Annotated in this window: 15 protein-coding genes; 5 read left to right on the top strand and 10 right to left on the bottom strand. The window is 57.2% G+C overall.

Annotation, left to right across the window (positions count from 1 at the left end):
• From J9777_RS12005 to J9777_RS11990, 4 genes are read right to left on the bottom strand one after another with little or no spacing between them, the layout of a single operon-like run.
• Entirely contained in the window at positions 1-2,196 is a 2,196-nt protein-coding gene (locus J9777_RS12005) for a S9 family peptidase (protein WP_209349056.1), read from the bottom strand.
• Positions 2,197-2,255: 59 nt separating this feature from the next.
• A complete protein-coding gene (locus tag J9777_RS12000) occupies positions 2,256-2,726 on the bottom strand; it encodes a DUF2497 domain-containing protein (protein WP_209349055.1) in 471 nt (156 codons plus the stop codon).
• Between the two features lie 26 nt (positions 2,727-2,752).
• Positions 2,753-4,234: a TolC family outer membrane protein gene (locus J9777_RS11995; protein ID WP_209349054.1), complete on the bottom strand. Its 1,482-nt coding sequence runs from the start codon at positions 4,232-4,234 to the stop codon at positions 2,753-2,755.
• 4 nt (positions 4,235-4,238) lie between these two features.
• Positions 4,239-4,847 (bottom strand): protein-L-isoaspartate O-methyltransferase, encoded by a 609-nt coding sequence (locus J9777_RS11990; protein WP_209349053.1) that lies wholly within the window; start codon positions 4,845-4,847, stop codon positions 4,239-4,241.
• Positions 4,848-5,040: 193 nt separating this feature from the next.
• On the opposite strand from J9777_RS11990, the gene J9777_RS11985 reads away from it, so the two are divergent.
• The 3 genes from J9777_RS11985 (at position 5,041) to J9777_RS11975 (ending at position 8,646) form a co-directional block, all read left to right on the top strand.
• Positions 5,041-6,561, top strand: coding sequence for a fumarate hydratase (locus J9777_RS11985; protein WP_209349052.1), 1,521 nt, complete (start codon positions 5,041-5,043; stop codon positions 6,559-6,561).
• A gap of 97 nt (positions 6,562-6,658) precedes the next feature.
• On the top strand, positions 6,659-7,885 hold the full coding sequence (locus J9777_RS11980; protein ID WP_209349051.1) for a histidine kinase: 1,227 nt from the start codon (positions 6,659-6,661) through the stop codon (positions 7,883-7,885).
• A 5-nt stretch (positions 7,886-7,890) separates the two neighbouring features.
• Positions 7,891-8,646, top strand: a complete 756-nt coding sequence (locus tag J9777_RS11975; protein WP_209349050.1) for a LytTR family DNA-binding domain-containing protein — start codon at positions 7,891-7,893, stop codon at positions 8,644-8,646.
• Positions 8,647-9,003: 357 nt separating this feature from the next.
• Here the strand turns inward: J9777_RS11975 and J9777_RS11970 are convergent, their stop codons facing one another.
• Positions 9,004-9,297 carry a UrcA family protein gene (locus J9777_RS11970; protein WP_209349049.1) on the bottom strand — a complete coding sequence of 98 codons (294 nt, stop codon included), beginning with the start codon at positions 9,295-9,297 and terminating at the stop codon, positions 9,004-9,006.
• 216 nt (positions 9,298-9,513) lie between these two features.
• Between J9777_RS11970 and J9777_RS11965 the strand changes: the two genes are divergently transcribed.
• The gene (locus J9777_RS11965) at positions 9,514-9,780 is read left to right on the top strand and encodes a hypothetical protein (protein WP_209349048.1); all 267 of its coding nucleotides are present in this window, start codon (positions 9,514-9,516) and stop codon (positions 9,778-9,780) included.
• Positions 9,753-10,529 carry a metallophosphoesterase gene (locus J9777_RS11960; RefSeq protein WP_209349047.1) on the top strand — a complete coding sequence of 259 codons (777 nt, stop codon included), beginning with the start codon at positions 9,753-9,755 and terminating at the stop codon, positions 10,527-10,529. The genes J9777_RS11965 and J9777_RS11960 overlap by 28 nt, the downstream gene beginning before the upstream one ends.
• A gap of 61 nt (positions 10,530-10,590) precedes the next feature.
• On the opposite strand, the gene rpsI is transcribed toward J9777_RS11960, so the two are convergent.
• The 5 genes from rpsI to J9777_RS11935 form a co-directional block, all read right to left on the bottom strand.
• Complete coding sequence (gene rpsI, locus J9777_RS11955; RefSeq protein ID WP_209349046.1) at positions 10,591-11,115, bottom strand: 30S ribosomal protein S9; 525 nt, start codon at positions 11,113-11,115, stop codon at positions 10,591-10,593.
• The gene (gene rplM, locus J9777_RS11950) at positions 11,115-11,594 is read right to left on the bottom strand and encodes a 50S ribosomal protein L13 (RefSeq protein ID WP_209349045.1); all 480 of its coding nucleotides are present in this window, start codon (positions 11,592-11,594) and stop codon (positions 11,115-11,117) included. Before rplM ends, rpsI begins: the two co-directional genes overlap by 1 nt.
• Before the next feature lie 180 nt (positions 11,595-11,774).
• On the bottom strand, positions 11,775-12,512 hold the full coding sequence (locus tag J9777_RS11945; protein ID WP_209349044.1) for a hypothetical protein: 738 nt from the start codon (positions 12,510-12,512) through the stop codon (positions 11,775-11,777).
• Entirely contained in the window at positions 12,490-12,846 is a 357-nt protein-coding gene (gene cutA, locus J9777_RS11940; protein ID WP_209349043.1) for a divalent-cation tolerance protein CutA, read from the bottom strand. Before cutA ends, J9777_RS11945 begins: the two co-directional genes overlap by 23 nt.
• Entirely contained in the window at positions 12,843-13,907 is a 1,065-nt protein-coding gene (locus tag J9777_RS11935; protein ID WP_209349042.1) for a COX15/CtaA family protein, read from the bottom strand. The genes cutA and J9777_RS11935 overlap by 4 nt, the downstream gene beginning before the upstream one ends.
• Positions 13,908-13,920: the final 13 nt, after the last annotated feature.

Genomic DNA, 13,920 nt, shown 5'->3' with positions numbered 1-13,920 from the left:
TTACTCGGCAGCTATGGGTTCAGCGTCGGGTGTTGGCTCGACAGAATCATCATCCAACCAGCGGTCGAGCCAATCGAACACTGTGTTGTGCCATTGGAGCGAATTCTTGCGGCCTAGTACCCAGTGATTCTCGTCCGGGAAGACCAGCAATTGTGACGGGATTCCGCGTTCCTGCAGGGCCGTGAAGCTTTGCAGGCCTTGCGAATAGGGCACCCGGTAATCCCTCTCGCCAGTGATTACGAGCATTGGGGTCTTCCAATTGTCGACGTAATTGACCGGGTTCCATTTCTCGTATTCTTCCGTGGCTTCGGCATAGGAGCCGCCAAAATCCCAACGCGGGAACCACAATTCCTCGGTTGAATAATAGAAGCTGCGCATGTCGAACAAACCGTCATGCTGGACAAGGCAGTCGAACCGGTCCGGCCATTTACCCGCAATCCAGTTCAGCATGTAACCGCCGTAGGAAGCACCCATTGCACAGGCTTTTGTACCATCGATCTGCGCGTCCATTTCCAGCGCAGCAGCCAGACCTTTTTGGAGGTCCTCTAGCGGCTTCCCGCCCCAATCCTTGTTGATCGCATCGGTAAACTCCTGCCCGTATCCGGTGCTTCCGTGGAAATCGACCGAGATTACTGCATAGCCTTGGCTTGCAACGGCCTTTGCGTTCCAGCGGCTGGACCAACCATCGTTGAATGATCCTTGCGGCCCGCCATGGACATACAGGATCGCGGGCATGGTCCCTTCGTGATCCTGCAGCTTAGTGATCTGGCCCCAAACCGTGTCACCATTTGCCCCCGTGAAGCTGAATCGTTTGGTGGTGACCGGCGCGCGGGCAGCCATCAGTGAGGTGCCGACATCAGTCAGTTGTTCGGCTTGCTTCCAACCCTCCGACAGAAACATTTCGGACGGTCCCGCGATCGAGTTGCGGGTGAACAGCAGGCGGCCACCTGCGATTGGTGTAACGCCGCTGATGCGCGCTTCATTACCCTTTATCAGATCGAGCCGTTCGACCTTGCCACTCTTAGGATCAATCTTGAATGCTGGTGTGTCGAGCACGTCCTGCGCACCACCAATGATCCACTTTGAATCGGGCGTCCATGCGATCGAACCGAAGGAACGGTCAAAGCCTTCAGTCAGCGCGCGTGTTTCGCCGGTAGCGATATTACGCAGATGGATGACAAGCCGATCCGCCTCGTAATTGGGTCGTTCCATCGCAGTGTAAGCGAGCCATTTACCATCGGGTGATGGAACAGGTTGATTGTCATAGGCTGCGTTGGCTTCGGTCAAGTTGGTCGGGGCTGAGCCATCGAGTGCTGACCAGTAAATATCGACATTGGTCGACATAGGCTCTTGTCCGTCTGCCTGGCGCGCCGAGAAATAAATGCCCGAACTGTCCGCCGCCCAAGCGATTTCTTCACCGCCGCCAAAGGGTTTGGTAGGCGTATCGCCGGCCAGCGCGCCTTTGCCGTTAGGACCATCGGCGGCAACGCCATTACCCACGGCTTTGCCGCCTTCTAGATGGAATGCGAATACGCGGCTGAATGTACCGGGTGTCTCCCACGTGTCCCAGTGGCGATAGAAGCCGTCCGCACCGTCATAGAGGCGGCCTGTGCCAGGACCCGGAAGGTGTGCAGTTCCATCATTTTCACAACCGAAAGTCGGGCAATCGCGTCTGACATCGCCGAATACGGCAATCCGTTTCGCGTCTGGTGAGACGTGAAAACCATGTACATCGGTCGGCAGATCAGTGACTTGCATCGGACCGGTCACATTGCCATCGCCCTCCAAAGCAGCACGCCACACTTGGGTGGAGCTTGCCGCATCTTCGTCGGCATCATAGCTTGGGCGATCCGAGAGGAAATAGAGCCAGCTATCGGAAGTGAAGACCGGGCTGGAGGCAGAACCACCCAGATCCACTTCGACTGGATCGGCACCGGTATCGCGCAAGTCTTGAAGATAGAATGTAGTAGACCGGTCGAACGTGTCCTGATCGGTGGTACGCACGTAATAGAGTGCATAATTGCCATCAGGAGTGACAGTCGGAGAGCCGAGGCCCGGCATGGTGACCAGATCCTGTGCGCTCATTGGCGGGGCATCGGCGGATGCGCTGGCGTGATCGTCGGCAAATGCCGGTCTCGCAAAAGCCAAGCTAGCGAGTGCAGCGAACGAGGCGGTGAGTCTGAATGTGTTTTTCATGGAGCGAAGAACTAACCGCTCATCCGCTTGACGCAAGCGCAAAGCCAACTTTGGGGGATTTAGCCGCGCTTGCCGGCGATCCGCGAAATCTCCGCTTTGACCATCTTCTCGACCATGCCGGGCAGATTAGTATCAAGCCACTCAGCCAGCATCGGCCGCAGCATTTCACGCACCATTCCTTCCAGCGAAGTCTCACCGGTGCGGACGATTTGTGGAGGAGCGCCGGGTTCGGACAACATGGCCAATGCGGCCAAATTATCGCGCATTGTGTCGCGCGTGGTTTCGGTAATCAGCGAACTCTCGTCATCAGTATCACCGGGTTCGATGAGCTCTGCGGTGCCGAGGTCGAGAATATCCTCATCTTCTTGATCGCTCAATGATTCGGGAGCCACTTCGAGCGCTTCTTCGGCCACGCCTTCCTGTTCCCGCTTGCGGCGGTCGATGACTGCACTGGCCCTATTGTCGCGCGCGATGACTTTCTTGATCGATTCAAGAATCTCTTCGACAGACGCTTCGCCTTCTTGGCGCATGAACTTAACCCCCGATTCCGTTGGCCCTATTGGCCGCCGTCACTTGATTCGGCATTTGCCGTTTCAGCCGGGGGAATGTCAGCGTCTGGCGCGGGAATGTCAACGGTTCGTGTGGCGGTCGCAGCTGGTTCAGGGTCGCGATCCCAATCCCAGATCTTGCCTTTCACCCGGTCGTAATTGAGTGTTGGATCGTAGAGCAACCCCTCATCACCGAGGCCAAGGTCACGCGCTTCGGCGCGGCCCATCGCAGCCAAAAGACTGAAGCCGGCCACATACGCATTACGGCGCGCGGTCACCAATTGCACTCGGGCAGAAAGTAATTCCTGCTCGGCATTGAGCACGTCGAGAATGGTCCGATTGCCGATGGAATTTTCGGCGCGCGTACCTTCGAGGCTCAACTCAGCCGCAGCTACAGCGGTTTTTGAGCTCTCGATAATAGCGTTTGAGGCCTGCCAACTGGAATAAGCTGCACGGACCTGAGCGATGGCATTGCGTTCGGCGGCGATCACTTGTTCAAATGCAGCGGAAGCGCGCGCGCCGGCCTGGCGCTGCAATGCGGCGGTACGCCCGCCTTGGAAAATCGGGATCGATACTCGCACACCGGCATTTGCGGTAAACTCGCTGGTGATCCGTACCGCTGGCGACCCGTAAAAGTTTGAATAATCGCGATTGGCGAACAGCGACACCGTCGGGAGGCGACCAGCCCCGGCAACCTCAACATCATAGCCAGCCGCTTCTGCGTTCTCTTTGGCTGCGGTCAGGTCTGGATTGTTCTCCAGCGCCGCATAGACCGCATCTTCGACTGTGTCGGGCAAGCCGGGCAGTGGCGGCGGAGGCTGCAAATCATCGGGCCCCGAACCGACCAGCTGGATGTAGGTCTCACGCGCTGTAATCAGATTGGCCTGCGCGGTGCGCAGATCGCTTTGCGCCACGGCGAGCCGGGATTGCGATTGTGCAATATCGGTGCGGGTCAGATCGCCAATTTCAAACCGATCCTCGGTGGCCTGTAGATTGACCGAAAGCACATCGACCTGATTGGCGGACAGGCCGACAATTGCTTCGTTGCGGATCACATCCATATAGGCGGCGACCACCTGGCTGAAGACCGACGATTCGGTTCCGCGCAAATTGGCTTGGCCAGCAGCAACGCGCTCCTTCGCTGCCTTGACCCCATTTTTGACCGAGCCACCCGAATAGATCGGCACGCCCAAAGCGAGGTTCACGCCAAGGTTGCGCTGCGGCGCAAGGAATGAGTTGTTCGAGGGGTCGACAAATTCGGTATGGGTCACGGTCGTATTCAGGCTTGGCAAGCCGCTCGACTTCTGGATTGGCACATTTTCATCGGTGGCGCGCTGGTTTGCCCGTGCGGCCTGCAACGTCGGATTGGTGTTGTAGGCTTCAACCAACGCTTCACGCAGCGTATCTGCCTGCGCGGGAACGGCAATTACCGCCGCACCGGCCAGAAGTGCCAATTTACCATATCCCCAAGACTCAAACCGACCTGACATAATTCTAGAAGCTCCAGCCCTCGGGCGTATCAAATTCAGCAAGGCGCGGAATGCCCAATTCTGCCAATGGCAACAGAGCAACGTCGCTGGTGGATTTGCGGCCAACCGCGAGCTTGGTAACGCCTTTCGCCGCAAGGCCAGTAACAATCCGTCCGCCATCCGCCATCCGCTTTGCGAGCGTGGCCGGGACTGATTCGACAGCCCCATCAACGACAACCAGCGAGTATGTTTTGCGTTTGCCTGTCTTGGCAACCGCTTCTTCAGGCGAAATCACATCGACTGTGCTTACGAGCGGCTTGAGCAGCGCGGGAAGATACCCGCTGCCTGCATCGACCACTAGCACCGTGTCTTCGCTACGCGGTTGAGACTCAGCCAAAACCATACCGTAGAACAGCGGCGCACCGATCCGGCGGCCATTATCCAACGTAATTGCACGGTCGATATAGGCAGTACCGCGGGCCCCTTGGGGCACGTGTTCCTCACGCGGAACCGCCAGCATCCGCGCAAGCACGAATTCGTCGTTCACACCGCTGGTGCGCAATTGGCTATCCACCATGGCACGGCGCGCGGCGGCAAAACTCGCTGGATCAGGTTTGGTCTTGGTCAGTGTCATAATTCTCTACTCAACGCACCTTGCTTGGGGCTGTATTACATCAATAACACAGTCCGTCAATCACCCTTCAACCTGTTGGTTCAAAAGGCACAGACCGCCAATAGGGATAAGCGCAGCACGGGCCAAGTGCTTTGACGCTAACGGGTACGCGCGCCTATGGGAGATGCAATCGACCGGCAGGAGTATGGAATCGATGAGCGACATTGTTGCAATACGTGAAGAAGACCTGATCGAGAGCGTCGCCGACGCCTTGCAATATATCTCTTATTATCACCCGATGGACTATATTCGCGCCTTGGGTGAGGCCTATAAAGCCGAGCAGGGGCCAGCCGCAAAAGACGCGATTGCCCAGATCCTGACCAACAGCCGGATGTGCGCAGAGGGGCACCGCCCGATCTGTCAGGATACCGGGATCGTCAATGTGTTCGTGAAATGGGGGCAAAACTGCCAACTCGAATCCAGCCGCAGCCTGCAGGATGTGATCGATGACGGCGTGCGCAAGGCGTATCTCCATTCGGAAAACAAGCTGCGTGCGTCGATTCTGGCTGACCCCGCCTTCACTCGTCGCAATACCCGCGATAACACGCCCTGCGTGCTCTCGGTGGAGATGGTGCCGGGCAATACAGTCGAGATCGACGTTGCGGCGAAAGGTGGCGGCAGCGAGAACAAGTCTAAATTCAAAATGATGAACCCGAGCGACAATATCGTCGAGTGGGTGCTTGACCAGATTCCGTCGATGGGTGCGGGTTGGTGCCCCCCTGGAATGCTCGGCATCGGTATTGGCGGGACCGCCGAGCACTGCATGAAGCTGGCCAAGCAAAGCCTGATGGACCCGATTGATATGGGTCAACTCAAAGAACGTGGGGCGAAGACAGATATCGAGCAGCTGCGGATCGACATATTTGATGCCGTCAATGCACAGGGCGTTGGTGCGCAGGGGCTGGGAGGTCTGTCGACTGTGCTCGATGTGAAGATTTACGACGCACCCTGCCATGCCGCTGGCAAGCCTGTCGCGATGATCCCCAATTGCGCTGCGACACGCCATGCGCACTTCACCCTAGATGGATCAGGCCTGACTTATCTCGAACAACCCAACCTTGATGATTGGCCTGACGTAAACTGGCAGCCCGACAGCGAGGCAAAACGCGTCAATCTCGACACGCTGACACAGGACGAGGTTGAAAGCTGGGAGCATGGCGACCGATTGTTGCTCTCGGGCAAGATGCTAACCGGACGCGATGCCGCCCATAAACGCATCCAGGACATGATCGCCAAAGGTGAGGAATTGCCGGTCAATTTCAAAGGCCGTGCGATCTATTATGTCGGTCCGGTCGATCCGGTAATGGGCGAAGCGGTTGGCCCGGCTGGCCCGACTACAGCGACACGGATGGATAAGTTTACCGCGATGATGCTGGATCAGGGCCTGCTGGCGATGATTGGCAAGGCAGAACGCGGCAATGATGCAGTTGACGTGATCAGCCGTTTCAAAGTGGCCTATTTGATGGCTACCGGTGGCGCAGCGTATCTCGTATCGCGCGCCATCAAGGAAGCCAAAGTGGTTGGCTTTGAAGATCTCGGCATGGAAGCGATCTACGAATTCACCGTCGAAAACATGCCCGTTACCGTCGCGGTCGACAGTGCGGGCAACAATGTCCACACACTCGCACCCGCCCGGTGGAAAGAGAAAATCGCCAAAGAAGGGCTGCTCGCCTGACCGCTGGAGTGACCATATACCTCGACGAAGGACAGAGTCATTTCGACGACCGTGCTGGTCAGTTCATCGCACAGCGCGCTAGGGCTGCACTGTGAATATGGATAGTGAACTTAAGGAAAACCGGCCCGCCCGGGTGTCTTTCAAGACCGTCATCATCTCGATGGTGGCGTTGTGGTCATGTTATTTTCTGCTGACAACGCTGCGTGGTTCGATTGTCGGGCTCGAAATGCAGTATGAGCTGTTGTGGCGGCGCGGTGTCGTCACACTCGCCGGCCTAGCCACGACGCTGGTCTTGTGGTCGCTGCTCCGCCTGTTCGATGCGCGCGCACTTTGGATGAAAGTGATCGCAGCGCTCATTTTGGCACTGCCAGCTGCGATTCTGGTCGCTCAAGTGAATCAGGTGGTCTTTGCGCCAGTGCAGGGCAAAGTCGCGGAGAAGATGGCGAATGAGCGCGGAGTACCGATTCGCCGCGATGCCGCGGGTAATATCTTTATCGAACTTCCGCCCGAGCAAACCACTTCGGCTGATCCGACCGATGAAGATCTGCCAACGCGCGAGGTGCTGATTTACAAATCCGCCCCCGATGGCCTCGATAGTTGGCGGATGATCGTCGACATTGCGATCGGTCGCTACTTCCTGCTTCTCGCATGGGCGTCGCTCTATTTTGCTCTTCTTGCGGTAGCGCAGGTGAAATTGGCCGAGCGCCGCGAGAGCCTGTTCCGGAGGCAGGCAAAAGAGGCCGAGCTCCGTTCGCTCCGCTACCAAGTGAACCCGCATTTCCTGTTCAACTCGCTCAATTCGCTGAGTGCACTGGTGATGACCGGCAAGACCGATCGTGCAGAGGAAATGATCCAGACATTGTCGAGCTTTTACCGGCACAGCCTCGCGGATGACACGACATCCGATGTCGATCTGGCCGACGAGTTCGCCTTGCAGCAGCATTATCTCGAAATTGAAGCGATCCGTTTCCCTGACCGGCTGGTTTCTGAAGTCGACTTGCCCGAAAACCTCAAAGATGCGCGCATTCCCGGAATGATTTTACAGCCCTTGATCGAAAACTCGGTCAAATATGCGGTTGCGCCGCTCAAGCGCCCGGTAAAAATTCGGGTCATTGCCTCTGAGGATTACGGGCGGCTAGTTATTACCGTTAGTGACGATGGTCCTGGTTCCAAGGATATCGCCGAACCCGGCTTTGGCATCGGCCTTGCCAATGTGCGCGACCGATTAAAGGCTCGTTTTGGTAAGGAGGCGACGATTGTAGCTGGTCCGACTGATACCGGCTACGCCACCGAAATCCGCATCCCCCTCAGAAAGCATGACTGACCAGAATGGCTGAAACCGGAAAAGACGGCGCGCTGCGTACCCTGATCGTCGATGACGAGCCGCTTGCAGTGGAGCGGATGCAGGTCATCTGCGCCAAGCTCAAAGATTTGGCGGTTGTCGGCACGGCTAGCGATGGCTCGGCGGCGTTGCGGCTGATCGAAGCGCTCAAGCCCGATCTGGTGCTGCTCGATATGACTATGCCGGAAGTTGACGGCTTGTCAGTCGCGCGCGCGTTGACCGATGCCGATCACCGCCCGGCGATTATTTTTGTGACTGCGCATGACAATTTTGCAGTCGAGGCATTCGATCTCGATGCTGTTGACTATGTTTTGAAGCCGGTCGCGACGGACCGGCTGGAGCGGGCCATAGAGCGCGCGATGACGCGGCGCGGTGCCAGCGATGCCAAAGCAAGTGAATGGCTGGCCGAATTGTGGGTTCCGCATCGCAGCGAGCTATTGCGGATCGAGGTCTCGCAAGTCAGCCGGATCGATGCGGAACGCGACTATGTTCGCCTCTATGTCGGCATGCCCGGCGAAGCCGAGCGGACCTATCTGCTGCTACAGACCATCGCCGGCTTGGAGAAGCGCCTTAATCCCGAAGAGTTTATCCGGATACACCGCTCGACCATTCTGCGCCGCGAAAACATCCGCGGCCTTCGGCATGACGGCCTGGGCGTATGGTCAGTCGAACTCGAGGATGGAGAAGCCCTGCGTATTGGCAGGACATATTTGCCGAAGGTAAAGGCGATGGCGGGAAGATGATTTTTTGTTTTTCGCAAGCGCATCCGCACTTGCGTCCTCGGCGCTGATCCCTTCGCTGCGTGCGGCCGGTCGGCCTTGCGGTCAGCTGGCCGCTGACCGGTCCATTCTATGCCTATTGCGCCGGTTCCTGGTCGCGGCAGCCATAGGGCCAAGCGGCCCCGCCCGCAGCGAAGTGACCGATAGGGAGCGAAAGCGAGGATAGCCAAGTGAGCTGATGCGAACGCCGGCGCTTGAGGCTGATCAAAAAAAGCCGAAAAAAGCCCGAACCGGGGGACTGGACCGGTTCGGGCTAGGGTCTCTGCGTAATTAAGGGGTACACAGAGAGTGGTTATGTGAGCTTCTGGTGCTGGGGATTGATCAGCCGCCGAGACGCTCACTATCCACTATCGCTGCCATCTTCTGCGTGGCCTGCTTTTTCGCGGTTTGATAACATTTCCGGATTTCGGGGTTGGTCATACGTGAACCGGTGCGCAGACGGTTATATTGGCACACATCCTTGGCGGCTTTGTCGATCCGGCGTTCAAGGGCTTGTTGGCCTTTGGCAGTGCTTAGATTGAGATCGTTGTACTCGATCGCAACACCTCCGGCGAAAGCCGGTGCAGCGGTGAACATCGTGCCGATAGCGGCCAGTGCAATAAGGGACTTTTTCATAATACTTCCTCCTGCGAGCCTTTCCAATGAAGGGGGGTGAAAGGCCCTTTTGCCTCTTGGGCGAATATTGGAATAGGCCAGCTGTGTTAGGGTTGCACCACAGCGTCGATGGCGGTTGGCCAACGCTCGACAAAAACACCAGCGCGCTGACCGATGACATGGAATGCCCGACGAACCGCGCTTGCTAAGCGACGGGCGATTATGCAGAAGCGCGGCATGGCAATCGCGCTTATCTTCATGCTCGGGATCGGCAATTTCGCGCTGCATAAGGCGGTGATGGAGAGTGGGCATCCGCTGCTGGGACAAATCCCATGGTTCGCCAACAATCGGGGCCGGCGGATCGCATTCGGGTTGGAATTCGCGGTGCTGCTGGCGGCCATGCTGCTCGCAGCCAATGGCTGGCCCGCGATTGGCTGGGGTTATCTGATGTATACAGGCCTCAACGCGATGTCTGGTTGGCTGATCCTGTCGGGCAAAGTGTGACTCAGCCCGTTCGCCTGTTCCACGTCAGCGATGTGCATTTCGGGGTCGAGCACCGCGAAGCGCTGCAATGGTTCGCCGACGCCGTGCGTGACGAGAGGCCTGATGCTGTCATCTGCACGGGTGATCTGACACAGCGCGCGACACACGCACAGTTTGATGCTGCACGCAGATTTTTCCAAAGCCTTGATACCCCGGTGACGCTGGAGCCGGGGAATCACGACATGCCCTATTACAATTTGTGGGAACGCTTCACACAGCCTTACAAACGCTATGGCGCATTGGCTGATTCAGTCGGTGCGCCGCTTTCGTTCGAGCATTGTGTTATCGTTTCGCTGAAAACGACCGTTCGAATCCAGCCACGTTTTCCTTGGTCGGATGGTTACGTACATAAGGATGCATTGGCTCAGACGTTAAGAGAGATAGCCGAGCTACCCGATGATGATCGCTATCGTATCGTGAGCTGCCACCACCCCCTGCTTCCAGCAACGCCCGACGGTAAGAATCCCACCATTGGCGGCGATAATGCGTTCGCGGCGTTGGCCGATGCGGGCGTCGATGCGATTTTGACTGGCCATGTCCACGTGCCGTTCGATCTGAACCGAGCATCGGGGAACCAGTCAGTGAGGATGGTTGGCGCAGGAACGCTCTCGACCCGGCTACGCGGGGCCGAGCCGGGTTATAATGTTGTAACCTATGATCCTAAGGCTGGTCTTGAGGTTCAGCAGCGCGTCTTCGGCACGGGCGATTAACTGCCAAACAAAAAAGGCGGCCCGTTTCCGGACCGCCCCTTTTGCATCGAAAGCGTAGAACTTAACGTTTCGAGAACTGGAAGCTACGACGAGCTTTCGCGCGGCCGTATTTCTTACGTTCAACCACACGGCTGTCGCGGGTCAGGAAGCCAGCGGCTTTAACCGTGCTGCGCAGTGCAGGTTCGTATTTCGCAAGCGCTTGGCTGATGCCATGCTTGACCGCACCGGCTTGGCCCGAAAGGCCGCCGCCGCGAACGGTTGCGATGATGTCATACTGGCCTTCACGCTCAGTGATGGTGAAAGGCTGGTTCAAAACCAGACGCAGAGTAGGGCGTGCGAAATACACTTCCTGATCGCGTCCGTTCACAGTGATCTTGCCTGTGCCAGGCTTCAGCCACACACGGGCTTTCGCATCTTTACGGCGGCCGGTTGCATAAGCGCGGCCGAGATCGTCGATCTCTTGCTCACGCAGAGGCGCAGCTTCGACCACAACGTTTTCGGCAGTTTCAGCATCCGCAGCAGGTGCGTCAGCGGCGATGTCTTTCAGATCGGCGAGATCGGAGACGGTATCTTTGGTATCGGCCATTATGCAGACGCCTTATTCTTGCGGTTCATCGAGGCAACATCCAACACTTCGGGGTTGTTGCCGGCATGTGGGTGCTCGGTGCCGTTATAAAGGTGCAGCGCACGCATCTGGTCACGGCCAAGCGGGCCGCGCGGGATCATGCGCTGGATGGCTTTTTCAAGCACGCGCTCAGGGAATTTGCCTTCGAGGATTTTCTCGGGCGTGGTTTCCTTGATGCCGCCGGGGTGTCCGGTGTGCTTGTAGTAAATCTTGTTCGCAGCCTTGTTACCGGTGAATTTCACCTTGTCGGCATTGATAATGATCACGTGATCGCCGCAATCAACATGCGGGGTGTAGCTGGGCTTGTGCTTACCGCGCAGCAGGTTCGCGACGATAGCGGCGAGGCGTCCGGGGACGAGACCGTCGGCATCGATAAGGTGCCATTTCTTTTCGACATCAGCCGGCTTAACCGACTGAGTCATTTTGCTGAGAGCCTTCATGGGCTGAATCCATTCCTAAAAATTGATGCAGCACACTAAGCACCGCCTGACTCGCGAATCTATTTGATAGGTCCGTGAAGAGCGCGCCAAATGATGGTTTAGGGCGCATAAGTCAAGCAAATCCGCGCATCACAGAGGAGGTAAAATAATACCGTGTCGCCTTTTGCGCTGATCCGGCGATCAGATTGGCCCTAGAGACCATTTTTCTGCCGAGGTGCGCTCGGAGTCGCCGATGCGGGTTGTGACCATACGGCTAGCTTTCTGCATTAGGCCGGTTTGCGCGGATATTTCGGCGCTAAACTCGATCAGCACCGTACCCTTCGTACCATCTGGCAGCGGCAATGTGCGCTCATCAACTGCCGACATCTGCTGTGGCTGGAACAAATCGCGAGGCAGACGACTCGTTGCCTTCTCTGCGGACGATTGAAGGGCTCTTAGAAACTCACGGCTTGCCTTCCGATCTGCTTCTGACGAGGCGCGCGCGGCCACTTCTTGGCTCGCCAGCTCAATCGCCCGATCAATTACTGATTTCTGCGCAACTGAGCCGCTGTTGCCCATAATCACACCATCGCTTGTCAACATCAGCGGAAAAAGCCCGATTTCGCGCTTGCGTCGCTCTAGATCGGCGAGTGCTTCCAGCCCCGGAGGAGCCGATACCTCGACCGAAATTTGCTCGCCATCGAGCATAAACCCTTGGCCAGCGGGTGCGAAAAGAACTTTCCATGTTCGCTCGACGATGATCTGTTTGCCGTCGGTCAGATTACGCACAAGCCTACGCGAAAACCGCATCGGCCCTGTTGGTGGGGCGAATTTTTGAGCGGTTTGTAGAGCGTTCGCACTCAAAGGCCTGTCAATTGACGCAAGAGCAGAAAGAGCGCCAAGCGCTTTCAGTGCATCACGCCGTGGAACTGCCTTCATGCCCGTCACTCCCATTGCCATCGGACTCACCCAATTCGCTGAGCCATGCATCGGTTGCGACCCCGACTTCGTTGCATTGCCAACCTAGAATGGCGGGTGTTTCGTATGGGTGCAAGTTCTCAAGCCGGTCGATTGCTGCCTGTAGAAGCGAATGATGGGTTTTCAACAATGCACCACATTCTTTTTGCTCGTCGATATTGCCCTGCCAAATAAAAACCGAATCCAGCCCCTCTGAAAGATTGGCACAGGCAATCAGTTTTTCTTCAAGAAGCGCTGCCAAGATCGGCTCGGCTTGTGCTTTGTCGCGAAACACAGTCCAGATGAGCGCGCTCATTTCGTGCGACCGAGTAAATGAATGCCCCAAGCAGTTGCGGCCACCAACAGGGCGCCGACGGCTTGGTGCGCGGTCGCGACCCAAATGTTCACGCCGGTCCAGACGGTGGCGATACCCAGAATGATCTGCAGGCCAAATGCAGAATGAATAGCGACGGATGCCCGGCGATCGAACGCGCGTGTTCTTCTCGCGAGAACTATCAGAGCAATAACTGCAACCCATGCCCACCAGCGATGCAGGAAGTGCAGCAGGTACGGATCGTGCGTCAGTGCCCACCATAGGCCTTTTGAACTGTCGAACTCTGGTACCAACCGTCCTTGCATCAGCGGCCAGCTATCCGATGCCAGACCAGCGTTCAGACCGGCGACCCATGCGCCGAGCAAAAGCTGAATGAACAGCACGATACTGACAATCCAACCGACACCTGTAAGTTGGGCAGGGCGCGCATTCGGGATCTGCTCCAGACGCCTGAGGTCGAGCGCGGTCCAGATTAGACCCGCCAGTGTGAACAGTGCTGTCAGTAAATGGATCGAGAGCCAGAAGTGGCTGACATCCGTAACCTCGGTCGAAAGGCCCGAGCGCACCATATACCAGCCGAATGTGCCCTGAAGCCCGCCGAGGGCGAGCAGTGCGAGCAATCGTGGTTTGTAGCCGGTCGGAATCGCCCCTTTGAACCAGAACCAAGCGAGTGGAACCGCATAAATCAGTCCGATGAACCGCCCTAGCAATCGGTGGAACCATTCCCAAAAATAGATGAACTTGTAGTCTGCCAGCGTCATGCCTGCGGGACCATTGATTTGCTGATACTCGCCAATCTGCTGGTACGCTTCGAACTCGGCCTGCCACTGCGCCTCGTTGAGCGGCGGTAGGGTGCCGGTCACAGGCTTCCACTCGGTAATTGAGAGGCCGGACTCGGTGAGGCGGGTGATGCCACCCACAATCACCATTACAACGATGACTCCAGCCACAGCCATTAGCCATCTCGCTAGAGCGGCAGGCCGACCATAACGGCGCGGTGTGGCAAGCGCTTGTGCATCTTCGGAGTGTTCCTGCGAATCCATGCGTCCCCAATGC

Source organism: Pontixanthobacter sp. CEM42 (assembly GCF_017812015.1).
In the GTDB taxonomy this organism is placed as follows: Bacteria; Pseudomonadota; Alphaproteobacteria; order Sphingomonadales; family Sphingomonadaceae; genus Pontixanthobacter.
This window is presented reverse-complemented; position numbering and strand designations above follow the sequence as displayed.

Bases quoted from the DNA above. Each gene is read 5' to 3' on its own strand.
- J9777_RS11985 (WP_209349052.1), top strand. From the start codon at position 5,041: ATGAGCGACATTGTTGCAATACGTGAAGAAGACCTGATCGAGAGCGTC.
- rpsI (WP_209349046.1), bottom strand. From the start codon at position 11,115: ATGGCCGATACCAAAGATACCGTCTCCGATCTCGCCGATCTGAAAGAC.
- J9777_RS11980 (WP_209349051.1), top strand. From the start codon at position 6,659: ATGGATAGTGAACTTAAGGAAAACCGGCCCGCCCGGGTGTCTTTCAAG.
- rplM (WP_209349045.1), bottom strand. From the start codon at position 11,594: ATGAAGGCTCTCAGCAAAATGACTCAGTCGGTTAAGCCGGCTGATGTC.
- J9777_RS12005 (WP_209349056.1), bottom strand. From the start codon at position 2,196: ATGAAAAACACATTCAGACTCACCGCCTCGTTCGCTGCACTCGCTAGC.
- cutA (WP_209349043.1), bottom strand. From the start codon at position 12,846: ATGAGCGCGCTCATCTGGACTGTGTTTCGCGACAAAGCACAAGCCGAG.
- J9777_RS11990 (WP_209349053.1), bottom strand. From the start codon at position 4,847: ATGACACTGACCAAGACCAAACCTGATCCAGCGAGTTTTGCCGCCGCG.
- J9777_RS11975 (WP_209349050.1), top strand. From the start codon at position 7,891: ATGGCTGAAACCGGAAAAGACGGCGCGCTGCGTACCCTGATCGTCGAT.
- J9777_RS12000 (WP_209349055.1), bottom strand. From the start codon at position 2,726: ATGCGCCAAGAAGGCGAAGCGTCTGTCGAAGAGATTCTTGAATCGATC.
- J9777_RS11965 (WP_209349048.1), top strand. From the start codon at position 9,514: ATGGCAATCGCGCTTATCTTCATGCTCGGGATCGGCAATTTCGCGCTG.
- J9777_RS11935 (WP_209349042.1), bottom strand. From the start codon at position 13,907: ATGGATTCGCAGGAACACTCCGAAGATGCACAAGCGCTTGCCACACCG.
- J9777_RS11945 (WP_209349044.1), bottom strand. From the start codon at position 12,512: ATGAAGGCAGTTCCACGGCGTGATGCACTGAAAGCGCTTGGCGCTCTT.
- J9777_RS11995 (WP_209349054.1), bottom strand. From the start codon at position 4,234: ATGTCAGGTCGGTTTGAGTCTTGGGGATATGGTAAATTGGCACTTCTG.
- J9777_RS11970 (WP_209349049.1), bottom strand. From the start codon at position 9,297: ATGAAAAAGTCCCTTATTGCACTGGCCGCTATCGGCACGATGTTCACC.